The sequence below is a fragment of the Nonomuraea wenchangensis genome (genome assembly GCF_900111685.1).
In the GTDB taxonomy this organism is placed as follows: Bacteria; Actinomycetota; Actinomycetes; order Streptosporangiales; family Streptosporangiaceae; genus Nonomuraea; species Nonomuraea wenchangensis.
In genome coordinates this window covers 635,080-656,151 of the sequence record NZ_FOHX01000003.1, presented here as the reverse complement: position 1 = coordinate 656,151, position 21,072 = coordinate 635,080, and the positions used below count along the sequence as shown (strand labels likewise).

Genomic DNA, 21,072 nt, shown 5'->3' with positions numbered 1-21,072 from the left:
CCGCATATTGGGGCTTGACATGCGCTCAACTCTATGCCTGACATTTCCGGACATAGCGAATGACCTGCGGGGGCGCGGATATGACCATGGATTCGGATCGATATGGTTGGCGCTGCACTCACGCGCCGTTGATACATGCGCGAGAGCCCCCGACACGCATGCGCAAGACCCAAGGAGTACCCGCTCGTGACCAGCCGTCGCTGGATTGTCGCCGCCGCAGCGTTCTTGGCTGCCCCCGTGCTCGCCGGCTGCGGCGCGGGATTCGACGCCACCACAGCCAAGCCGTACGCCCCTAACGAGGCTCAGGTCCTCATCGAGAACGGCGCTTACGGCTCGCGTGGCATCAACATCCCGCAGGCGTTCATCCTCGGCCCCGACTCCGGAGCCCAGCTCCCGTGGCGCGGCTCCGCCCCGATCTATCTCAACATCCTCAACACCACGGCCACCCCCGACACCCTTCAGGCGGTCTCGGCCGGAAACATGGGCTCGGTCAAGATCGCGACCCCGATCCAGCTCCCGAGCAACCAGCTCGTCAACACCGGCAAGCCCAGCCCTCAGCTCATGCTCGAAGGGATCTCCAAGAGCCTCAGGGGCGGCGAGACCATCAAGCTGGACCTCCAGTTCGCCAACGCCGGCACCGTGTCTCTCAACGTGCCTGTGGTGACGCGCAGCCGCGAGTTCGCCGACTACCCCCCGGCCCCCGGCGCGACCCCCGCCCCCACGCCCACTCCCTCCGCCTCGGCCCCCGCCGAGGAGGAGTCGCACTAGCAGCAGCCCCAAGGCAGCCGAAAACCCCTTGTTCCGGTACGCACCACGTACCGGAACAAGGGGTTCTTCAGTCGTCCACCACGTCGAACTTGTAGCCGAGGCCACGCACGGTCAGGATGCACCGCGGGTTGGACGGATCGGCCTCGATCTTCGCGCGCAGGCGCTTGACGTGCACGTCGAGCGTCTTGGTGTCGCCCACGTAGTCGGCGCCCCAGACGCGGTCGATGAGCTGGCCGCGGGTGAGCACCCGTCCGGCGTTGCGCAGCAGCACCTCCAGCAGCTCGAACTCCTTCAGCGGCAGCTGCACCTGCTCGCCGCGCACCGCCACCACGTGCCGGTCGACGTCCATGCGCACCGGCCCGACGGCGAGCACGGCGCTCTCCAGCTCCTCCACGACGTCGCCCTGGCGGCGTAGCACCGCCCGGATGCGGGCGACCAGCTCGCGCGAGGAGAACGGCTTGGTCACGTAGTCGTCGGCGCCGAGCTCCAGGCCGACGACCTTGTCGATCTCGCTGTCCTTGGCGGTCAGCATGATCACCGGCACCCTGGAGCGCTGCCGCAGCGACCTGCACACCTCCGTGCCGGGCAGGCCGGGCAGCATGAGGTCGAGCAGCACCAGGTCGGCGCCGTTGCGGTCGAACGTGTCGAGCGCCTCCGGCCCGGTGGCCGCGACGGACACCTCGAACCCCTCCTTGCGCAGCATGTAGGACAGGGCGTCCGAGAACGACTCCTCGTCCTCGACGACGAGCACCCGGGTCACGACTCCTCCTTCGCCGGCCGCGTGACCGGCAGGATGCTGTGTCCGATGGTTCGTGGGCTCCGCTCAGTCACGGGCTGCCTCCAGAGGGGTTGCGGGTGGTACGGCCACCGCCGTGCCGCCGAAGGCCGGCAGGCGGAGGGTGAAGGTGGAGCCGGACCCTTCCTTGCTCCAGACGGACACCTCGCCGGCGTGCGCGACGGCGACGTGCTTGACGATGGCGAGGCCGAGACCGGTGCCGCCGGTGGCTCGGGACCTCGCCGCGTCGACCCGGAAGAAGCGCTCGAAGATGCGCTCCAGCGCCTCCTCCGGGATGCCGATGCCCTGGTCGCTGACGCTGATCTCGACCGAGTCACCGGCCGGTCTGACGCTGACGACGACCCGGGTGTGTTCGGGGCTGTAGGCGACGGCGTTGTCGATGAGGTTGCGCAGGGCGGTGACGAGCAGCTCGTCGTCGCCCCAGGCGCGCAGGCCCTCGGTGCCGCCGGTGACGATCGCGATGTCCTTCGCCGCGGCCTTGGTGTTGCAGTGGTCTATGGCGTCCTGGACGGCCTCGTCGATCGGGACCTGTTCAGGGGTGGGGATGGGCTCGGCGCCCTGGATCCTGCTCAGCGTGATGAGGTCCTGGACGAGGTAGTTGAGCCGGGCCGCCTCGTGCTGCATGCGGTTGGCGAAGCGGGTGACGGCCTCGGGGTCGTCGGCTGCGTCCTGGATGGTCTCGGCCAGCAGGCTGAGCGCGCCGACGGGGGTCTTCAGCTCGTGGCTGACATTGGCGACGAAGTCACGGCGCACCGCCTCGACGCGCCGCCGCTCGGTCTGGTCCTCCGCCAGCACGAGCACCTGGCCGTAGGAGCCGAGCGGCGCGACGCGGACGGCGAAGTTCGTGGTCTCCTGACCGAACTTGTGGCCGGCGACGTCGATCTCGCTCTCGCGGATCTCGCCGTCGCGGCGTACCTGGCGGGCCAGGGCGAGCAGTTCGGCGGCCATCAGCCGATCCCCCCTGACCAGCCCGAACGCCCGCGCCGCCGAGCTGGCCCGCAGCACCCGGTCGTGCGCGTCGAGCACCACGGCGGAGGAGGGCAGCACCGCGAGCACCGAGGCCACGCCCTGCGGCAGCGCCGTCGCCGGCGTCACGCCCTCGTCGGCGGCGGTGCGGCTCGGCGCCTCGATCTGGTTGCGGTAGAACAGGACCGCCAGGGCTCCCACGACGAACCCGGCCAGGGCCGCGAAGCTCATGGCCATCTCACTCATGTCTTCGATGGTAGGTGGCCCGTTTCGGGGGCCAAGCCCTCTCACCAGGGGATGAACGTCCCTTTCGTGGAAAGTTCATCTCGCGGTCGGGGTTCGTTCATCAAGCGCCTCGTACGGTGACGACATGCGCGACGCCTACCATGAAGAACTTGAAGGACTGACCGACAAGCTGGTCGAGATGACCAGGCTGGTCAGGTCCGCCATCTCCCGTGCCACCACCGCCCTCCTCGACTCGGACCTGGCGATCGCCGAGAGCGTCATCTCGCGCGACGAAGAGGTCAACGCGATCTTCGCCCAGATCGAGACCACCATCTTCGACCTGATGGCCAGGCAGCAGCCGGTGGCGGTGGACCTGCGGCTGGTCATCACCGCGCTGCGCATGGGCACCGACCTGGAGCGGATGGGCGACCTCGCGGTCCACGTCGCCAAGGTCACCCGGCTGCGTCACCCCGACTCGGCGATCCCGCCGCAGATGCGCTCCACGATCGTGGAGATGGGCCAGATCGCCGAGGCCCTCGTCACCAAGGCCGGGAGCTGCGTCGCCTCGCGCGACGTGGAGTCGGCGCTGGAGCTGCCGCAGGACGACGACGCGATGGACCGGCTGCACCGCCGGCTGTTCCGGATGCTGCTCAGCAAGGACTGGCAGCACGGGGTGGAGGCGGCCATCGACGTCACGCTCATCGGCCGCTACTACGAGCGTTACGCCGACCACGCCGTACGGGTCGCGCAGGACGTCGTCTACCTCGTCACCGGCAGCCGCCCGAGCTGAGCCGGCCACCGGTGAAGGCCGCGCCGTTAGGCTGGGGCCCGTCAGGCGTCGGAAGGGGCGGGCCTCATGGAGCGCGGTCGCTGCTACGCGTGCAGGCGGGAGTTCGACTACGACCCCGCGGACGTGACGATGTTCCTGGTGGACCGGGCGACCGGGCTGCCGCCCGGCATCACCGTCGCGGGCACGCTGCGGCCGGCGACGCCGGAGGCCGTGGCCCGCTCGGTGGACCTGCCGGTCTGCCCGGACTGCGTGGACAAGGCCGAACGGGGTCTCCCGTTCGGCCCGACCACGGGCGGGTGAGCCTCAGCGGCCCTGGTTGGCCACGGCCTCGATGGCGGCCTTGGCGGCCTCGGGGTCGAGGTATTCGCCGCCCTTGACGAGCGGGCGGAACTCGGCGTCCAGCTCGTAGCGCAGCGGGATGCCGGTCGGGATGTTGAGCCCCGCGATGGCCTCGTCGCCGACGCCGTCGAGGTGCTTGACCAGGGCCCGCAGCGAGTTGCCGTGGGCGGCCACCAGCACCGTGCGGCCGGCCGCGAGGTCGGGCACGATCTCGTCGTACCAGTAGGGCAGCATGCGCTCCACGACGTCCTTCAGGCACTCCGTACGGGGCATCAGCTCCGGCGGGAGCAGCGCGTAGCGGCGGTCGCCGGCCTGGGAGAACTCGTCGTCGTCAGCGATCGGGGGCGGCGGCACGTCGTAGGAGCGGCGCCAGAGCATGAACTGCTCGTCGCCGAACTCCGCGCGCGTCTGCGCCTTGTTCTTGCCCTGGAGCGCGCCGTAGTGGCGCTCGTTGAGCCGCCAGCTCCGCTTGACCGGCAGCCAGGCCAGGTCGGCCTCGCCCAGCGCGAGCTGGGCCGTCTGGATGGCCCGGCTGAGCAGGCTGGTGTGGACGATGTCCGGGCGCAGCCCGGCCTCCACGAGGAGCTTGCCGCCCCGGCGGGCCTCTTCCTCGCCCTTGGCGGACAGGCTCACATCCACCCAGCCGGTGAACAGGCCCTTCGCGTTCCAGTCACTCTCGCCGTGCCGTAGCAGCACCAAAGTCGCCATGGCCCAATCCTAGGGGTGGCCGGTCCGCGCGGGCTTTCACGGTCCGGGGCTGGCTTTCACGGTCCGGGCGGGCTCTCAGCGGTCGGGGTCGGCGAAACGGGCGAACGCCTGGAGGTTCGCCAGTGACTCGCCGCGCTTGGCGCGCCAGGCCCACTCGCGCCGGATCGAGGAGGCGAAGCCCAGCTCGAGCGCCCGGTCGAACCAGTCGTCCGCGTACGTGAGCACGCAGCCGAGCAGCCGGTCCACCTCGTCGGCGTCCACGGCGGCCAGCGGGACACGGCCCACCAGGTAGACGTCGCCGACGGGGTCGAGGGAGAAGTGCACGCCGTACATGGAGCCGTTCTTCTCCAGCAGCCAGCGCTGGAACTCCTCGTGGTTCTCGTCCGGCCTGCGGCAGAAGAACGCCTCGACGTGCAGCACCCGCTCGCCGACGATGAGCCAGGTCATGGTGGCGAGCTTGTGCTGGCCGGGGAGCCTGACGAGGAACGCCCCCGGCCTCGGCTCGTCGTAGGTGACCTCCGAGGCTTCGAGCGCGGCTTCGACGACTTCTCGTACGGCTTCTCGCATGGTTACGCAGGCTACAGATTGATCGCCACGGGCGTCTTGTGCAGGTGAGCGACGGCGGCCGAGTAGACCTCCACCAGCCGGGACGCCGTGGCCTGCCAGCCGAAGGCGGCGGCGTGCGCGCGGGCGCCGTCGGCGAGCCGGTCGCGCCAGGCGGGCTCGGTGACGAAGCGGCTCAGCGCCCGCGCCCACTCGGCCGGGTCGTGGGTGTCGAGGAGCAGGCCGGAGACGCCGTGCCTGACGGCGGTGCGCAGCCCGCCGACGGCCGCGGCGGCGACCGGCGTGCCGCACGCCTGCGACTCCAGCGCGACGAGGCCGAACGACTCGCTGTAGGACGGCACGACCGTGACCGTGGCCGCGCGGTACCAGTCGGCGAGCTCCTGCTGCGGCACGGCGGGCACGAGCCGGACGACGTCGAGTATGCCCCGCTCGACGGCCAGTTCGGCGAGGATCGACGGGCGGGCGAGCCCGTTGCCCGACGGGCCGCCGACGCAGGCCACGACGAGCCGCCCGCGCAGCGACGGGTCCTCGATGAGCAGCCTGGAGGCGGCCCGCAGCAGCACGTCCGGCGCCTTGAGCGGCTGGATGCGGCCGACGAACAGCAGCACGTGCGCGCCCAGCGGCAGGCCCAGGCGGTGCCGGGCGGCGGCCTGCGAGGCGGGACTGAAGACGTCGAGGTCGACGCCGGGGTTGACGACGGCGACGCGCTGCTCGGCGGCGCCGTACAGGTCGATGAGCTCGCCGGCCTCGTCGGCGGTGTTGGCGACCAGGCGGTCGGCGATCTGCACGACCTGCTCCTCGCCGACCACGCGGGCCTGCGGCTCGGGCTTGTCGCCGGCGGCGAGCAGGAGGTTCTTGACCTTGGCCATGGTGTGCATGGTGTGGACGAGGGGGACGCCCCAGCGCTCCTTGGCCAGCCAGCCGACCTGGCCGGAGAGCCAGTAGTGGGAGTGGATGACGTCGTAGCGGCCGGGGTCGTACATGGCCTCGATGCGCAGCACCTCGGACAGGAACGCGCAGAGCTGTGCGGGCAGGTCGGCGCGGTCCATCTCCTCGTACGGGCCGGCGGTGACGTGCCGGACGAGGACGCCGGGGGCGAGCTCGGCCACGGGGGGCAGGTCGCGGGCGGTGGCGCGGGTGAAGATCTCCACCTCCACGCCGAGCTCGGCGAGCCGTCTGGCGGACTCGACGATGTACACGTTCATGCCGCCGGCGTCGCCCGTTCCGGGCTGGTGCAGGGGCGACGTGTGCATGCTGATGGTCGCGACCCGGCTGACCCGTCGTCGCCTCACTCGACATCACCTCCCTGCTGCTAACCATCCAGATTTTTACGACATTCCCGACATGTCACCACACCGGGGGCACGTCGGACGCGGCGGCCCCGCGCTGGCAGGATGTGGGGCATGCGGAAGACGGCTGTGGTGACCGGGGCGAGCAGCGGGATCGGCGAGGCGACGGCGCGCCGGCTCGCCGCCGAGGGATACGACGTGGTGGCCGGCGCGCGCCGGCGCGACCGGCTCGACAAGCTGGCCGCCGAGGTGCCCGGCATCCGGGCGGTGACGCTCGACGTGACCTCCGACGAGTCGGTGGCCGCGCTCGCGGCCTCGCTGGAGCGCTGCGACGTGCTGGTCAACAACGCGGGCGGCGCGTTCGGCCTGGAGCCGGTCGCCGAGGGGCGGCTCGCCGACTGGCAGCGCATGTACGACGTCAACGTGCTCGGCTCCCTGCGCATGACCCAGGCGCTGACCCCCAAGCTGATCGACTCCGGCGACGGCGTGCTGGTGATGCTGACCTCGACCGCCGGCCTGGTGTCGTACGAGGGCGGCGGCGGCTACTGCGCGGCCAAGCACGCCCAGAGCTCGATGGCCGAGACCCTGCGCCTGGAGCTGGTCGGGCAGCCGGTGCGCGTGGTGGAGATCGCGCCTGGCATGGTGCGGAGCGAGGGCTTCGCGGTCACCAGGTTCCGCGGCGACCAGGAGGCCGCCGACCGCGTCTACGAAGGCGTCCCCGACCCGCTGAGCAGCGACGACGTCGCCGACGCCATCGCCTGGTGCGTCACCAGGCCGGCTCACGTCAACATCGACCGCCTGGTCATCCGGCCGCGCGCCCAGGCGGCCCAGCACAAGGTGCACCGCGTCAGATGATCAAGGTCCGGTGAGCAGAATCCGATGAGCAGGGTCCGGTGAGCAGGCCAGTCGGGGCCGTCACCCGGGGCACGACCGGCCACAACCGGCTGCGGCGCTGCGACCGGTGGGTGGTCGCGGTGCACGGGCGGCGGCTGCGGACGGCCGAGTGGCCCCTGGTGGTCGATCTGGGCTACGGGGCCTCGCACACCACGACGCTGGAGCTGTTCACGCGGCTGCGCCGGGTCGCGCCCCGCGTCGAGGTGGTGGGCATCGAGATCGACCCGGCGCGGGTGGCGCTGGCGAAGCCGTACGAGCGGGAGGGCCTGAGCTTCCGGCTCGGCGGCTTCGAGCTGCCCGTGGACCGGCCGCCGGCGCTGGTCCGGGCGTTCAACGTGCTGCGGCAGTACCCCGAGGCGGACGCCTGGCGCTACTGGGAGGTGCTGTGCGGCAAGCTGGCCCCGGACGGCGCGCTGGTCGAGGGCACCTGCTCGGAGAACGGGCGGCGGGCGGTGTGGGTGGGCCTGTCGCCCGAGGGGCCGGGCACGCTGACGTTCTCGGCCAGGTTCGACGCCTTCGAGCGGCCCTCCGACCTCGCCGACCGGTTGCCGAAGTCGCTCATCCACCGGAACGTGCCCGGTGAGCGGATCCATGCGTTCCTGCGCGATTTCGACCACGCCTGGGCGGTGAGCGCCCCCTACGGGGCGCACGGGGCGCGGCAGCGCTGGCTGGCCGCCGTACGTCTGCTGGCGGGCTCCTGGCCGGTGTGCGACCGGCCGCCGCTGGGCGGGTGGCGGCGGTGGCGGCTGGGCGAGCTGACCCTGCCGTGGGCCGCGATCGATCCTCGTACGGGCTCCGCGCCCTAGCCGAGCCGCGCCTCGAAGACCTCGTACGCCGCGGAGTCGAACAGCACGAACCTGACCTCCGTCACCGACGTCTCCGCCGCCCGCACCGCGGCCACGGCGATGCGGGCGGCGTCGTCCATCGGCCAGCCGTAGATGCCGGTGGAGATGGCGGGGAAGGCCACCGTGGCGGCCTCCAGCTCGTCGGCCACCCGCAGCGACTCGCGGTAGCAGGAGGCCAGCAGGTGCGAGCGGTCCTCGGCGGCCGAGTGGACGGGCCCCACGGTGTGGATCACCCAGCGGGCGGGCAGCAGGCCCGCGGTCGTGGCCACGGCCTGGCCGGTCGGCAGGCCGCCGCCGTAGTGACCGGCGCGCAGCTCCCTGCAGGCCCGCAGGATGTCGGGGCCGCCGCGCCGGTGGATGGCGCCGTCCACGCCGCCGCCGCCCATGAGGGAGGAGTTGGCGGCGTTGACGACGGCGTCCACCGGCTGCGCGGTGATGTCGCCCTTGACCAGCGTGATGTTCATGTCCGGCTCTCCCCTCGGCAAGGTTCCGGTGTGTGACATCCGGCACCCGAATGCCAGCTCGACGCTTTGTAGAGCTACCCTGAAGGACGTGAAGGGTCTTGGCGAACTTGAGCGCAGCATCATGGACATCCTGTGGGCGGAGGACGGCGCGCTGACCGCCCGCGAGGTCGGCAGGCTCATCGCCGACCGTGACCTCGCGCCGACCACGGTGATGACCGTTCTCGACCGCCTCACCCGCAAAGGGTTCCTGCACCGCACCCGCGACGGCCGGGCCTGGAGATATCAGCCGGCCGAAAGCCGCGACGCCTACATCGCCGAGCTTATGCTGGAAGCCCTGGGTATGACGGGCGACCGGTCGGCCGCCCTCACCCGCTTCGCCCAGGCCGTGTCAGGCCCGGAGGCGGACATCCTGCGCAGAGCCCTCACGGAGCTGGAGGAAGAGTGATCACGGCAGCGGCGCTGGCGGTGCTCGCTACGGCGTGCGCCCTCGGCTCCTGGCGTTTCACCAGAGCCGGCTGGACCCCGCGCGCGCCGCGGCTGGCCATCTTTCTCTGGCAGTCCCTGGGCGTGGCCTGGGGGCTCGCGACGACCGGCGCGATGCTGGCGTACGCGGTCCAGCCCTACGACCTCGGCGTGCTGCCGGGGCTCATCGCGTTCGCGCGGGGGGAGACTCCGGCCACCCCGTGGGACGCGCTGCACGTGCTCGCCATGATCGCGGGCGTCACCGCGCTGGCCGTGCTCGTCGCGGTGCTGCTCACCGCCGGTGTGCAGGCGCTGCGGGCCCGCCACCGGCACCGCACGCTGCTCGCGCTCATCGCCCACGACGACCCGGCGATGCCGGGCGTGCGGGTGCTCGACCACCCCGGCGCCGCCGCCTACTGCGTGCCGGGGCTGCGCTCGCAGGTCGTGGTGAGCGAGGGCGCGCGCAGGCTGCTGTCGCAGGACGAGCTCGCGGCCGTGCTGGCGCACGAGGCGGCGCACGTACGCGAGCGTCACGACCTGGTGCTGCTGCCCTTCGCGGCGCTGCGCAGGGCGCTGCCGTGGTCGAAGGTCGTGGCCGACGCGCAGGCGCAGGTGGAGCTGCTCATCGAGATGGCCGCCGACGACCGGGCCCGGCGCTACTGCTCGCCGCGCAGGCTGGCCACGGCGCTGCTCAGGTTCGGGTCGGCGGGCGCCATGCCCACGCCCCACGGCATGCTCGGTGTGCACGCCCACAACGTCATGGCGCGGGTGAACCGCCTGGTCAAGCCCGGTCCCGAGCTCGCGGCGACGGTGCGTTACGGTTATCTCACGCTCGCTGTGACATTGCTCACCGCCGCACCCACCCTGTGGGTCTACCAGCTCTGATGCTTGCTGGTGTTAACTACCGCGTTTGCAATTGCAAGCAGCGGGAGGCAGACTATGGGTATGGCACTACCCAAGGTCGGTTCGATCGGTGAATACATCCGCGAGCAGCGGCAGCAGGCGAAGATCTCCCTGCGCCAGCTCGCGGCGGCTGCCGGGGTCTCCAACCCCTACCTCAGCCAGATCGAACGGGGGCTGCGCAAGCCGAGCGCGGAGATCCTCAACCAGATCGCCAAAGGTCTGCGGATCTCCTCACAGGCGCTCTACGTGCAGGCCGGCCTGATCGAGGACCGGGAGCCGCCGAGCGACGTGATCACGGCGATCCGGGCCGACTCGCGTCTCACCGAGCGGCAGCGCCAGGTGCTGATCGACATCTATGAGTCGTTCCGCAAGGAGAATCCGGAGGAGGACGAGCAGACCTCCCAGAACGCTCGCCCTCACTCCGGATCCGAGCAGGACGACGAGCCGCTGCCCGAGGAGTTTCTCGCCGCGCTTGAGCCCTACGCGGCGACCTCACGCAACGGCAACGTCACCCAGGAAACCAAGGAAGGTTAACCCATGACGCTCGCGACCGAGGTCAAGAAGCTCACCGATTCCAAGCCGTTCTACGTCGTCGCCGGTGTCGGCGACTACGCCGTCGAGAAGCTGCGCGAGCTGCCCGAGCAGCTCCAGAAGCTCCAGTCGCGGCGCTACGAGCTCGCCCGCGACCTGCCCGAGCGCACCCGCGCCTACGCCGACAGGGTCGAGTCCGTCGCCCGCGAGTTCCCCGACAAGGCCCGCGAGTACGCCGACCAGCTGACCAACCGCGCCACCGAGGTCTACGAGGACCTCGCCACGCGCGGCCGCAAGGTCGTCAGCCAGGCCAGCGGCACCGCCGCCCTTGAGCTGGAGGAGGTGTCGGAGGCCGCCGAGCCGCCCGCCGCCAAGCCCGTCGAGACGAAGAAGCCGGCCGGTCGGCCCCGCGCCGCCACCAAGGCCGCCAAGGCCTGATCCGCGCGCATGACCCGCGCGGCCGGTCGCGCACGGCCCGTCTCCGTCCCACGGAGACGGGCCTTTCTCGTCGGGGGTGCCCGGCTGTCGGTCCCGGCTATTAGGCTGGGGAACGGTTTTTCATCAAGGGCGTTGGGCGGAGCCGACACATGAGTCTGATCAACGGAGTCTTCAACCTCCTCTTCCTGGTGCTCGCCGCCGTCATCTTCGGCATGTCCGTCTACGCGCTCGTGCACGCGCTACGGGTGCCGGCCAATGCGTTCCTCTCGGCGGGCAAGCTCCAGAAGCCGCTCTGGCTGCTCATCCTGGTGCTCGCGACGCTGTTCTCGGCCGCGAACGCCTACGAATACCTCATCACCTTCCTCTTCCTCGGCAGCAGCCAGTTCATGGGCATCGGGCTCGGGATCTTCTCGATCCTGGCCGTCATCGCCGCGGCCGTCTACATCGTGGACGTCAAGCCCGCCGTGAAGGGCATGGGCCGGGGCGGCAACAACGGCCCCTACGGGCCCTGGTGACCCACTCCGAGCGCGCCGGCCAGGAAGGCGAGGATCTCGTCCCGGGCCGCGAGCGTGGGGTGCCCTTCCTCGTCCACGAGATGGGCGGTGACCACGCTGTGCGGGGTCCCCACCACGTCACGGAAGAACGGCGGCGGATCGTCGCCGGCGACGCCGTCAGGTAGGACCCGGCCGTCGAAGGCGTCTCCCAGGAGCGCCTGATAGGCGGCGAAACGCCGGCCGGTGCACCAGCGGTCACCCTCGAAGCGATAGCCGAGCACCTTCAGCCCGTCGCGCCTGACGCGCTCGCGCACCGCGAGCGCGTCGGCCTCGCTGAGCTCCAGCCCGGCGGGGTCGTCCAGCGGCAGTGACGGATGGTTGACCACCGGCGCGATGACGGCCGGCTCCAGCGCCATCGTGAGGGCGAAGTTGCCCGTGAAGCACAGTCCGATCGCGCCGACGCCCGGGCCTCCGCACTCGGCGTGGGCCTGCCGCGCGAGCCCGCGCAGCCAGGCCGTGACCGGGCTGGTGCCGCCTCCGGCGAACGCCCGGAACTCGGCGCTCACGCACGCGCGGCGGAGGACCTTCTCGCCGTCCTCGACCGTTGGATAGGCCCCGTCCCTGCCGAAGAGCGACGGAACGTGGACGGTGAAACCGGCGTCCCGTATCCACCGGGCCAGGCGGAGGACGTCAGGGCTGATGCCCGGCATCTCCGGCATCAGCACCACCGCGGGGCCGGAGCCCGCGACGTACACCGTCTTCACCACCCCCTCCACTTCCACACTGCGACGGAGGAAATCGGTGATGGGATCGTCAAGGCTCATGAGGGCAGCCTGTACCGATCGGGCAGCCCGGGGCGACCGGCCGGATCGCCAGGTCCAGGGGTAATCTCGCCACAGCCGTAGCAAGGAGGGCGAGCGTGAGCGAGCTGCGTGTGGGCGTCCTGGCCTATCCGGGGTGTTTCGCCTCCGAAGTGTTCGGCGTCCCCGACCTGCTGACGATGGCCACCCACCTCGGCGGTCCCGACCTGGTGAGCTACGAGGTGGCGGTCATGTCGCCGCGCGGCCGGGTCGCCGCCTCGGGCGGCACGACGCTGGGCGTCTGCCCGGTACGCGAGGTGGACGTCCTCGTGGTGCCGGGATTCGAGCTCGGGCCTGCCCTGGACGTGGACGCGAGGCTGGCGCCCCTCGGCCCTGAGATCGCCGTGATCCGCTCGCACGCGGCCACGGGCAACGCCGTGGTCTCCATCTGCGCCGGCGCCTTCCTGGTCGCCGAGGCCGGGCTGCTCCACCGGCGCCGGGCCACCACGGCCTGGCTGCTCGCCGATGAGCTGGCCCGGCGCTGCCCGGACGCCGAGGTCCAGGCCGAACACCTGGTCGTCACCGACAAAGGGGTGACGACGACGGCGGCCTTCAGCGCCATGTACGACTTCGCGCTGGCGCTGATCCGCGAGCACAGCGGCCCCCGCGTGGCACGGACGACCGCGCGGGTGGCGCTCGTCGACGACGCCCGCTCGTCCCAGGCCCCGTACGTCGACACCCGGCTCCTGCCGCAGCCCGGGCACCAGTTCTCACGGCGGGTCATGCGCCGGCTCGACCAGAACCTCGCCGACCCGTACGACCTGGCCGCGCTGTCGAGGGCGTTCAACGTCAGCACCCGGACGCTGCTGCGGCGCTTCGCCGGCGAGACCGGCCGGAGCCCGCTCGCCTACCTCCAGTCCTCGCGGGTCCGCCGCGCCCGCCATCTCCTTGAGACGACCGACCGCACGGTGGCCGGGATCGCCGCGGCGGTCGGCTACCGGGACCCCGGCACCTTCGCCGCCCTGTTCGCCCGGCACACCGGGCGGCGCCCGCAGGACTACCGGGCGGCCTTCCGCCGCGACGCCGGCTGAGGACACCTTCCACGCCGGACACCGAAAATCTGTGTTCGCCGCAGTAGACATTCGTGGCCGTTGAGGCTAGTGTTTCTCATATCGCAAGGAACGGTTGGACCGGGCAGCGGAAACATCGGCACCACGACGAACTGCCCGGAGCACGATGTACGGCAGAAGGTCGGACGTGAAGGGCCAGCGCAGTTGTAAGGGGCCCAGATCGTGGACGCGCTGCCACAGGTGAAGTTGGACAGTGGTCCGGAAGATAGAGATGAAGGGAGTGTTGAACGCCATCGGGATCGCCCGCTGCCGGCTGAGTCTCGCCGCTCGGGTACCGCAGTTCCACAGATAGGAAGGTGGTCTACGGTCACGCATCCGCGATCCCCGCATCACCGCCGTTCAGCACGGCGAATGCGGAAAACAGTGAGCCGGCCGAACGGCCGGTAGATGGTGTTGAACTCTTCGGGGCCCCGGCGCGACACGCGCCGGGGCCCCCTGTGCGCGTTCTGGAAAGGAATGTATGGATCAACCTCGCTCGGCTGCCGAAAGTGGAGCCGGCGCCGAAGACCGGTTCGACGATGAGGATTACCCCGCCTACAGCATGGGCGCGGCCGCGGAGATGCTCGGTGTCAGCCCCGCGTTCCTGCGGGCTCTGGGCGCCGCGAAACTGATCGAGCCGAAACGCTCCAGCGGCGGGCACCGCCGCTACTCCCGCTACCAGCTACGGCTGGCCGCGCGCGCCAGGGAACTCGTCGATCAGGGCACGCCCGTGGAAGCGGCCTGCCGGATCATCATCCTGGAGGATCAGCTCGCCGAGGCGCTGCGCATCAACGCCGCGCGCGACCGCCCGGCCGGGCAGTAGCACCCGTGACGCAAGAAGACCCGGCAGCGTGAAGCTGGCCGGGTCTTGGTGTGGCGCTCTCGGGTCAGGCGGCCACGATGTTCTCGGCCTGCGGGCCCTTCTGGCCCTGGGTGATGTCGAAGGACACCTTCTGGCCCTCGTGCAGCTCGCGGTAGCCGCCCTGGGAGACGATGTTGGAGTAGTGGGCGAAGACGTCGGCGCCGCCGCCGTCCTGCTCGATGAAGCCGAAGCCCTTTTCGGAGTTGAACCACTTCACGGTGCCAGTAGCCATGATGATCTCCTCTTGATCGGTGCCAAGCCGAGATCCGCACCTTACGGATCTCGCGTCGCCAGATAGGCCCACACCCGGAGAAGACCGGCAAACAAAAAATGCACCCGACGCTACATACCGTCAGGCGCACACAAGTTCATTATGGGTACCACAACTGCAACTGCTGTCAGCCTAGCACACGGTCAATCGTGATGCGCACGCGCAGCGATGCCAACCTTTCTCCACGGCCACGGCGTTCAAGGGGCAGTGCCGACATGAGGAGAGACGTTGGATCGCGATGCCGCGTTCACGGCGTTCCTGGATACCCACCAACGCCCGCTGCTGCGCCTGTGCTATCTGCTCACCGGAGAGGTCCATCTCGCGGAGGACCTCCTGCAGAGCGTGCTGGTCCGCATGCTCGGACGGTGGCCGAAGCTGCGTCACATCGACAATCTGGACGCCTACGCCCGTAAGGCGCTGGTGAACCAGTACATCTCGTGGCGACGGCGACGCGGCTCGGGCGAGGTGCTGAGATCCGAGTTACCGGAGCGCGCCCATTCGAGCGAGGACTCCGCCGTCCTGCGGATCGTGCTGCGTCAGGCGCTCATGCGGCTGACGCCCAAGCAGCGGGCCGTGCTGGTGCTGCGCTTCTACGAGGACCGGACCGAACGCGAGGTGGCCGAACTGATGGGCTGCTCGGTCGGCACGGTCAAGAGCCAGGCGCACCACGCGCTGGCGCGGCTGCGCGCGCTCGCGCCCGAGCTGGCGTCCTATCTGCCCGTACTGAACGACGACCCGGCCTGGAACGAGGGGGCACGCCGATGACCTGGCTCGGAGACCAGCTCGGCCGCATCGCCGACGAGATGCCGCAGCACGACCTGGGCGCGACGGTGATGGCGCGCTATCAGCGGAGAAGGCGCAACCTGATAGCGTTCGCCGCCGCCGCGACGGTCGTGGTCACCCTGCTCGCCGCCACGATCGGGGCGCGGGCGTTGCTCGCGGAACCTCCCGCCGCGGTCGCTCCGTCCCTCCCGCCGGAGCGGTCGAGCATCAGCGTCGGCGTGGTGCCGACGGTGGAGTCGGCGGTCCTGATCGTGGCCCTGAGGATGGGCTATTTCCGGGAGGAAGGGCTGAGCGTGCAGCCGATGTTCCTGCCCGGGTCGGCGCAGGGGGTGCCCTTGCTGGAGGCGAACCGGCTGGATCTGATCCAGCTCGACTACGCGACGTTTTTCCGAGCGACCGAGTCCGGCAAGCACCTCAAGATCGTGACGGCCTCCCATCAGTCCGCGCCGGGAACGCTGGCCCTCGTGGTGAACACCACCTCGAAGGTGCGGACGGTCACCGGCCTCAAGCGCAAGAGGATCGCCGTCCACCAGCTCGGCGGGCTCCCCTCGCTGGCTCTGACCGCCGTGCTGGAGCGGGCGGGGCTGACGTCGAAGGACGTCGTGCTGGTCGAGTCGCCCTATCCCGAGATGCTCGGCGGGCTGAAGGGGGGACGGTTCGACGCCGCCCTGCTGGCCGAGCCCTTCGTCACGGTCGGACGTGAGGGCGGGCAGGTACGGGTCCTCGGGGACGCGATGAGCGGCGACCTCGCGAACCTGCAGACCTCGGGCATGACCGCCACCGAGAGGTGGATCCGGCGCAACCCGCGCACGCTGGCGGCCTTCCAGCGCGCGCTGGGCAAGGCGGCACGCCTGGTCGCCGCCGATCCTGAGCTCGCGCGCGCGGCGCTGCCCACGTACACCAAGATCTCCCAGAAGGTGGTCGCGAACGTCACGCTCGGCTCCTATCCGGACAAGGTGGATCTGACACATCTGACGCGGATCGCCGCCCTGGCCCGCGCTCAGGGCTGGCTCAGGCGCCTGCCGGAGCCCGGAGAGGCGGTCGCGAAGACCGAGTGAGCGCGAGGGGCCTCAGCCCGGCTGGTCGATCTGCCGGGCCAGGCCGTCGAGCAGGGGCCGCAGCCCGAACTCGAAGAGCCGGTCGAGATCGAGGTCGAACTCCCCCAGCTCACCCAGGAACGCGGCGAAGGCCCCGTATCCCGGCGACTCGCTCACCGCCCGCATGCGCTCCTCCTGCGCGCTCATCCACTCCTCGTCCGACAGGCCGGTGGCGGCGCGGGCCCGCCGCTCCTGCTCGAAGTTGGCGGCCAGGCCCTGCACGAAGCTGTAGAGCAGGATGTGGACGTTCATCTTGGCCGTCGCGTCGAGCCGGGTGCCGGCCAGGGCGCTCATCACCCACTCCGAGTGCTTCAGCAGGCCGGCGGAGGGCAGCGGGCGGTACAGCGAGGTGACCCCCGCCATCCAGGGGTGCGCCCGGTAGGCCGCCCACTGCAGCCGGGCGCTCGTCTCCAGCGTCTCGCGCCAGCCGGCGGGCCGTTCCTCGGGCAACGGGTGGTCGTCGATGACCGCGTCGACCATGAGCAGGACCAGCTCGTCCTTGCCGCTGACGTGGCGGTAGAGGGACATCGTGGCCATCCCCAGCCGGTCGGCGAGCGCGCGCATGGTCAGCTCGTCGAGCCCGTCGGCGTCGGCGAGCTCGACGGCCGCGCGCACGACGCGCTCGCGGGCGTCGCCCGGCCGTCCCGGTCCGCGGGCCGCCTGCCCCGCGCCGCGGCGGGCCGCCGGGCGGCCGGGCCCGCGCTGCTCGGCGACCACCGTGCCGACCCGCGGCTCGGCGATCACCACTCCCTCCTGGGCCAGCAGCGCGAGGGCCTTGGCGGCGGTGGCCAGGGCGACGTCCCAGTCGCGGGCGAGCTGGCGGGTGGAGGGCACGCGGTCGCCGGGGCGCAGCCTGCCGTCGGCGATGCGTCGCTTGATGTCGCCGGCGATGCGGGCGTAGGGCGGAGTGTCCATCTCATCCCCTGTTCTAGTACAGATCTCTCCATCCTAGCCTTGCTGCCTGCTGTATGTACGCCGTACATTCAGTTCCTGCGTACAACGTACAAACAAAGGAGCGGAACATGAAGGTGCTCATCTCGGGCGCGAGCGTCGGCGGTCCCGTCCTGGCCTACTGGCTGGGGCGGCACGGGATCGAGGCGGAGATCGTCGAGCGGGCCCCGGCCCCGCGCACCGGCGGGCAGGCCATCGACGTCCGGGGCGCGGCCCTCACGGTCGCCGACCGGATGGGCGTCCTGGAGCAGGCCAGAGCCCTGCGGACCCGGATGCGCGGCATGTCGATGGTGGACGGCTCCGGCGCCGAGCTCATGCGCAGCACCGAGGGCACGCTGAGCGGCGGCGCGTTCGACAGCCCCGACGTCGAGATCATGCGCGACGACCTGACCGCGCTGGTCCTCGCCGCCGCCGGCCCCGCCATCGTGTACGGCGACTCGATCGCCGCCCTCGACCAGGACGCGGACGGCGTGGACGTCACGTTCGACAGCGGCCGGCGCGAACGCTACGACTACGTGGTCGGCGCCGACGGGCTGCACTCCAACGTACGCCGCCTGGCCTTCGGCCCCGAGGAGCGCTACGTCCGCCACCTCGGCGCGTACGTCTCCATCTTCACCGCGCCCAACTTCCTCGGCCTCGACCACTGGCAGACCTGGTTCCGCGACGGCCAGGTGGGCGGCGTCGTCTACAGCGACCGCGACACCACCACGATGCGGGTCAACCTGGGCTTCGAGGACGGCCCGATCGCCTACGACCACCGCGACCTCGACGCCCAGAAGCGGCTCGTCCAGGAGCGCTGCGCCGGCCTCGGCTGGGAGGTGCCCCGGCTGCTCGACGCGATGGGTAAGGCGGACGACTTCTACTTCGACGCGATGGCGCAGATCGTGATGGACCGCTGGTCGGCCGGACGGGTGACGCTGGTCGGCGACGCCGGCTACTGCGCCTCGCCGCTGTCCGGGCAGGGCACCAGCCTCGCCATGGTGGGGGCGTACGTGCTGGCGCAGGAGCTCGGCGCCGCCCCGGCCGGCGCGTTCGACCGCTACGAGCGGCGGATGCGCCCGTTCGTGGCCGCCAACCAGGCGCTCGCCACCGAGAACCCCGGCCAGGGCGCGGCCCCGGAGAGCATCCAGCGGGCGGCGCACGCCATCACGCTCGATTGACGGGACAAACCGCTACGATTTGCCGCCATGACCGGTATCAGACTCACGCTGGCCGCGCTGGGGGCCACCGCTCTGACGCTGACCGCCGCTCCCGCCGCCCTCGCCGCGACGGCCGGGATCACGGACGACGTCACGATGACCCTCGGCAAGGACGGCACCCTGCACGTGGTCGAGAAGATCAGCGGCGGGTCGAGCGGTCTGAAGCGCACCTTCATCACCCGCACCCGCTACGACGACGGCAACGACCGCCTCTACCGGATCGAGAACGTCAAGGGCGGCACGTTCGACGGCGACACGCTCACCGTGACGAGCGGCACCGTCGAGTACGACGTCAAGGGCGCGGTGATGTCCTCGGGCGGCGTGGAGGAGCTGCGCTGGTTCGCGGTGAGCGGCTGGAACCAGCCGGTCGCCAAGGCCACCGTCAAGGTGGAGGGCCCCGGCCAGGTCCAGAACCTGTCCTGCTTCGCCGGCGAGCTCACCTCGGCCGTCGGCTGCACCGCCGCCTCCATGGACCACTCCGCCACGCACGCCGACTTCGAGCAGGAGGACCTCGCGCCCGGCGAGGCTTTGACCGTCGTCATCGGCTACCCGGCGGGCTCCAGCAAGGGCACGCCGATCCTGGAGCGGCGCTTCTCGCTGGCGTCGGCGTTCACGCTGAACACCGTCACCGGCGGCGCCCTGGCCGGCCTGCTGGTGCTGCTGCTCGGCGGCGTGGGCCTGCTCTACTGGACGCGGGGCCGCGACGCCCGCGCGACGGGCGGCGGCCAGGGGGCGGTCAATCCCGTACAGAACGGGCACTTCTCCCCGCCGGACGGGGTCCGGCCCGGCCAGATCGGCACGCTCGTGGACGAGCAGGCCGACGTCGTGGACGTCACCGCCACCATCGTGGACCTCGCCGTCCGTGGCTACCTGCGCATCGACGAGCAGCCCCGCCAGACGTACGACGCGCCCGACTGGCTGCTCGTACGGCTGCCCACCGCGCCGGCCGACGCCCTCCTGCCGTACGAGAAGGCGCTCCACGACGCCATCTTCGACGGCCGGGACGCGGTGCTGCTGTCGCAACTGTCCGGGACGTTCGCCACGCACCTCGGCAAGGTCCGTGACGCGCTCTACGCCGACGTGGTCAAGCAGGGCTGGTTCGCCCGCCGTCCCGACACCGAGCGCACCCGGTGGACGACGGCCGGCGTGGTCCTCATCGTGGCCGGCGTGCTCGCCACGGCCGGGCTCGCCTGGTTCACCACGTACGGGCTGCTCGGCCTCGCCGTCATCATCGCGGGCGGCGCGCTCGCCATCGGCGGGCAGTACATGCCGGCCAAGACCGCCAAGGGCTCGGCGGCGCTGGCCCACACCCTGGGCTTCCGCGAGTATCTGTTCTCCGGCGAGCTGGGCCACGTGCCCGAGCAGCACCGGGTGGAGCTGTTCTCCCGCTATCTGCCGTACGCGGTGATCTTCGACGGCGTGGAGCACTGGTCGCGCGTGGTGGCCTCCGTCACCGGCAACGGCCACCAGGCCGACAACCTCTACTGGTATCACGGGCCCGCGGAGTGGGACCTGTCGAAGTTCGCCGGCTCGATGCGCACGTTCTGCACGACGACCTCGGGCGCCATCTCCGCGACCCGGCAGTTCCGCAGCCTGTAGGCCGCCCGCGGCTAGCGGATCCTCACCTCGCCGACCGGCAGTCCCCCGCCCAGCACCGGCGGGGCGGCCACCTCGGCCAGCTCCGGGGCGTCGAGGCCGAGCGAGCGCAGCGCCGCCACCGTGACCGGACCGCGGGCCCGCGCCGAGCCGTCCTCGATCTTGACGGTGCCCGCCCTGCCGTCCTCGAACGCGAACGCGTCGAACCCCTCGGCGCCCGCCTTCAGCATCAGGCCGGGCAGCGCGCGCATGAGCTTCGCCTCGGGCCGGTCGGTGCCGGACGTCCACTCGGGGTGGGCGCGCATCGCGTCGAAGATCTTGCGTTCGTACGAGTCGGCCGACGACCTCGGGAACGCGCGGAACGCCTTCGTCACCCCCAGCATCGACACGAAGAACAGCGGCGCACCGCAGCCGTCCACGCCCGAGGCCGCCACCCGCTCGCCGGTGAACTCCTCGACGGTCGCCCTGATCGCCCGCTGCAACGGGTGCGACGGCTCCAGGTAGGTGGTCAGCGGCCAGTCGTTGACCACGCAGGTGGCCAGCATGGCGGCGTGCTTGCCGGAGCAGTTCATGTAGATCCGTCCGTACTCGGTCGAGTTCCGGTCGAACGGGTGGTCCTCGGGGCAGCGCAGCGCCGACTCCTCCAGCCCGGCGCCCGCGAGGATCTTGCGTACCCCGTCCACGTGGAACGGCTCGCCCGAGTGCGAGGCGCAGGCGAGCGCCAGCAGCTCGTCCTCCAGCGCCAGCCCGCTGCGCAGCATGCCGAGCGCCTGGAGCGGCTTCATCGACGAGCGCGGCGAGGCGGGCACGTGCACCGCGCCCCGCGTCTCGACCAGGCGGCCTTCGGCGTCCACGGTCAGCATGCGAGCCTGATGCGTGGACTCCACGAACCCGGACCGCACCACTTCCACGATCAACGACATATCCG

At 71.1% G+C, this 21,072-nt stretch carries 26 protein-coding genes; 16 read left to right on the top strand and 10 right to left on the bottom strand.

Annotation, left to right across the window (positions count from 1 at the left end; all coding sequences use genetic code 11):
- Positions 1 to 186 precede the first annotated feature (186 nt).
- Positions 187 to 768: a copper chaperone PCu(A)C domain-containing protein gene (locus tag BMW85_RS11870; protein WP_245774731.1), complete on the top strand. Its 582-nt coding sequence runs from the start codon at positions 187 to 189 to the stop codon at positions 766 to 768.
- A 67-nt stretch (positions 769 to 835) separates the two neighbouring features.
- Here the strand turns inward: BMW85_RS11870 and BMW85_RS11865 are convergent, their stop codons facing one another.
- Both BMW85_RS11865 and BMW85_RS11860 read right to left on the bottom strand, forming a co-directional pair.
- A complete protein-coding gene (locus BMW85_RS11865) occupies positions 836 to 1,528 on the bottom strand; it encodes a winged helix-turn-helix domain-containing protein (RefSeq protein ID WP_091080450.1) in 693 nt (230 codons plus the stop codon).
- Between the two features lie 63 nt (positions 1,529 to 1,591).
- The gene (locus BMW85_RS11860; RefSeq protein WP_091080449.1) at positions 1,592 to 2,767 is read right to left on the bottom strand and encodes a sensor histidine kinase; all 1,176 of its coding nucleotides are present in this window, start codon (positions 2,765 to 2,767) and stop codon (positions 1,592 to 1,594) included.
- 133 nt (positions 2,768 to 2,900) lie between these two features.
- On the opposite strand from BMW85_RS11860, the gene phoU reads away from it, so the two are divergent.
- Positions 2,901 to 3,545 carry a phosphate signaling complex protein PhoU gene (gene phoU / locus BMW85_RS11855; RefSeq protein WP_091080446.1) on the top strand — a complete coding sequence of 215 codons (645 nt, stop codon included), beginning with the start codon at positions 2,901 to 2,903 and terminating at the stop codon, positions 3,543 to 3,545.
- Between the two features lie 66 nt (positions 3,546 to 3,611).
- Positions 3,612 to 3,845 (top strand): hypothetical protein, encoded by a 234-nt coding sequence (locus BMW85_RS11850; protein ID WP_091080444.1) that lies wholly within the window; start codon positions 3,612 to 3,614, stop codon positions 3,843 to 3,845.
- Positions 3,846 to 3,848: 3 nt separating this feature from the next.
- On the opposite strand, the gene BMW85_RS11845 is transcribed toward BMW85_RS11850, so the two are convergent.
- The 3 genes from BMW85_RS11845 to mshA all read right to left on the bottom strand — a co-directional run bounded on the left by BMW85_RS11845 (position 3,849) and on the right by mshA (position 6,448).
- The gene (locus BMW85_RS11845) at positions 3,849 to 4,592 is read right to left on the bottom strand and encodes a phosphoglyceromutase (protein ID WP_091080442.1); all 744 of its coding nucleotides are present in this window, start codon (positions 4,590 to 4,592) and stop codon (positions 3,849 to 3,851) included.
- A 75-nt stretch (positions 4,593 to 4,667) separates the two neighbouring features.
- Positions 4,668 to 5,159: a type III secretion system chaperone family protein gene (locus BMW85_RS11840; protein ID WP_091080439.1), complete on the bottom strand. Its 492-nt coding sequence runs from the start codon at positions 5,157 to 5,159 to the stop codon at positions 4,668 to 4,670.
- Between the two features lie 11 nt (positions 5,160 to 5,170).
- Positions 5,171 to 6,448 carry a D-inositol-3-phosphate glycosyltransferase gene (gene mshA / locus BMW85_RS11835; RefSeq protein ID WP_091080436.1) on the bottom strand — a complete coding sequence of 426 codons (1,278 nt, stop codon included), beginning with the start codon at positions 6,446 to 6,448 and terminating at the stop codon, positions 5,171 to 5,173.
- 111 nt (positions 6,449 to 6,559) lie between these two features.
- On the opposite strand from mshA, the gene BMW85_RS11830 reads away from it, so the two are divergent.
- Positions 6,560 to 7,300 carry an SDR family oxidoreductase gene (locus BMW85_RS11830; protein ID WP_091080433.1) on the top strand — a complete coding sequence of 247 codons (741 nt, stop codon included), beginning with the start codon at positions 6,560 to 6,562 and terminating at the stop codon, positions 7,298 to 7,300.
- A 38-nt stretch (positions 7,301 to 7,338) separates the two neighbouring features.
- Entirely contained in the window at positions 7,339 to 8,145 is an 807-nt protein-coding gene (locus tag BMW85_RS11825) for an SAM-dependent methyltransferase (protein ID WP_091080432.1), read from the top strand.
- Here BMW85_RS11825 and BMW85_RS11820 read toward each other — a convergent pair.
- A complete protein-coding gene (locus BMW85_RS11820) occupies positions 8,142 to 8,648 on the bottom strand; it encodes an O-acetyl-ADP-ribose deacetylase (RefSeq protein WP_091080430.1) in 507 nt (168 codons plus the stop codon). The two genes, BMW85_RS11825 and BMW85_RS11820, sit on opposite strands and share 4 nt — an antisense overlap.
- On the opposite strand from BMW85_RS11820, the gene BMW85_RS11815 reads away from it, so the two are divergent.
- The 5 genes from BMW85_RS11815 to BMW85_RS11795 all read left to right on the top strand — a co-directional run bounded on the left by BMW85_RS11815 (position 8,638) and on the right by BMW85_RS11795 (position 11,497).
- Positions 8,638 to 9,093 carry a BlaI/MecI/CopY family transcriptional regulator gene (locus tag BMW85_RS11815; protein ID WP_281249572.1) on the top strand — a complete coding sequence of 152 codons (456 nt, stop codon included), beginning with the start codon at positions 8,638 to 8,640 and terminating at the stop codon, positions 9,091 to 9,093. The two genes, BMW85_RS11820 and BMW85_RS11815, sit on opposite strands and share 11 nt — an antisense overlap.
- On the top strand, positions 9,090 to 9,995 hold the full coding sequence (locus BMW85_RS11810; protein ID WP_091080424.1) for a M56 family metallopeptidase: 906 nt from the start codon (positions 9,090 to 9,092) through the stop codon (positions 9,993 to 9,995). The genes BMW85_RS11815 and BMW85_RS11810 overlap by 4 nt, the downstream gene beginning before the upstream one ends.
- Positions 9,996 to 10,055: 60 nt before the next feature.
- Positions 10,056 to 10,547 (top strand): helix-turn-helix domain-containing protein, encoded by a 492-nt coding sequence (locus BMW85_RS11805; protein ID WP_091080421.1) that lies wholly within the window; start codon positions 10,056 to 10,058, stop codon positions 10,545 to 10,547.
- A 3-nt stretch (positions 10,548 to 10,550) separates the two neighbouring features.
- Positions 10,551 to 10,982, top strand: a complete 432-nt coding sequence (locus tag BMW85_RS11800) for a hypothetical protein (RefSeq protein ID WP_091080418.1) — start codon at positions 10,551 to 10,553, stop codon at positions 10,980 to 10,982.
- 149 nt (positions 10,983 to 11,131) lie between these two features.
- Positions 11,132 to 11,497, top strand: coding sequence for a DUF2516 family protein (locus BMW85_RS11795; RefSeq protein WP_091080415.1), 366 nt, complete (start codon positions 11,132 to 11,134; stop codon positions 11,495 to 11,497).
- Here BMW85_RS11795 and BMW85_RS11790 read toward each other — a convergent pair.
- Positions 11,482 to 12,240, bottom strand: a complete 759-nt coding sequence (locus BMW85_RS11790) for a dienelactone hydrolase family protein (protein WP_245774730.1) — start codon at positions 12,238 to 12,240, stop codon at positions 11,482 to 11,484. The genes BMW85_RS11795 and BMW85_RS11790 overlap by 16 nt on opposite strands.
- A gap of 155 nt (positions 12,241 to 12,395) precedes the next feature.
- Between BMW85_RS11790 and BMW85_RS11785 the strand changes: the two genes are divergently transcribed.
- Both BMW85_RS11785 and BMW85_RS11780 read left to right on the top strand, forming a co-directional pair.
- Positions 12,396 to 13,367, top strand: a complete 972-nt coding sequence (locus tag BMW85_RS11785) for a GlxA family transcriptional regulator (protein ID WP_091080411.1) — start codon at positions 12,396 to 12,398, stop codon at positions 13,365 to 13,367.
- 499 nt (positions 13,368 to 13,866) lie between these two features.
- Positions 13,867 to 14,208 (top strand): helix-turn-helix domain-containing protein, encoded by a 342-nt coding sequence (locus BMW85_RS11780; protein ID WP_091080408.1) that lies wholly within the window; start codon positions 13,867 to 13,869, stop codon positions 14,206 to 14,208.
- Positions 14,209 to 14,272: 64 nt separating this feature from the next.
- Here the strand turns inward: BMW85_RS11780 and BMW85_RS11775 are convergent, their stop codons facing one another.
- Complete coding sequence (locus tag BMW85_RS11775; RefSeq protein WP_091080405.1) at positions 14,273 to 14,479, bottom strand: cold-shock protein; 207 nt, start codon at positions 14,477 to 14,479, stop codon at positions 14,273 to 14,275.
- A 267-nt stretch (positions 14,480 to 14,746) separates the two neighbouring features.
- Between BMW85_RS11775 and BMW85_RS11770 the strand changes: the two genes are divergently transcribed.
- Positions 14,747 to 15,283 carry a SigE family RNA polymerase sigma factor gene (locus tag BMW85_RS11770; protein WP_091080403.1) on the top strand — a complete coding sequence of 179 codons (537 nt, stop codon included), beginning with the start codon at positions 14,747 to 14,749 and terminating at the stop codon, positions 15,281 to 15,283.
- A complete protein-coding gene (locus BMW85_RS11765; protein ID WP_091080401.1) occupies positions 15,280 to 16,359 on the top strand; it encodes an ABC transporter substrate-binding protein in 1,080 nt (359 codons plus the stop codon). Before BMW85_RS11770 ends, BMW85_RS11765 begins: the two co-directional genes overlap by 4 nt.
- 12 nt (positions 16,360 to 16,371) lie before the next feature.
- Here the strand turns inward: BMW85_RS11765 and BMW85_RS11760 are convergent, their stop codons facing one another.
- The gene (locus BMW85_RS11760) at positions 16,372 to 17,313 is read right to left on the bottom strand and encodes a GntR family transcriptional regulator (RefSeq protein ID WP_091080398.1); all 942 of its coding nucleotides are present in this window, start codon (positions 17,311 to 17,313) and stop codon (positions 16,372 to 16,374) included.
- Positions 17,314 to 17,420: 107 nt separating this feature from the next.
- On the opposite strand from BMW85_RS11760, the gene BMW85_RS11755 reads away from it, so the two are divergent.
- Positions 17,421 to 18,509: an FAD-dependent monooxygenase gene (locus BMW85_RS11755; protein ID WP_091080396.1), complete on the top strand. Its 1,089-nt coding sequence runs from the start codon at positions 17,421 to 17,423 to the stop codon at positions 18,507 to 18,509.
- A 27-nt stretch (positions 18,510 to 18,536) separates the two neighbouring features.
- Positions 18,537 to 20,147, top strand: a complete 1,611-nt coding sequence (locus BMW85_RS11750) for a DUF2207 domain-containing protein (protein ID WP_091080393.1) — start codon at positions 18,537 to 18,539, stop codon at positions 20,145 to 20,147.
- 11 nt (positions 20,148 to 20,158) lie between these two features.
- Here the strand turns inward: BMW85_RS11750 and BMW85_RS11745 are convergent, their stop codons facing one another.
- Complete coding sequence (locus tag BMW85_RS11745) at positions 20,159 to 21,067, bottom strand: asparaginase (protein ID WP_091080390.1); 909 nt, start codon at positions 21,065 to 21,067, stop codon at positions 20,159 to 20,161.
- Between the last annotated feature and the right edge of the window lie 5 nt (positions 21,068 to 21,072).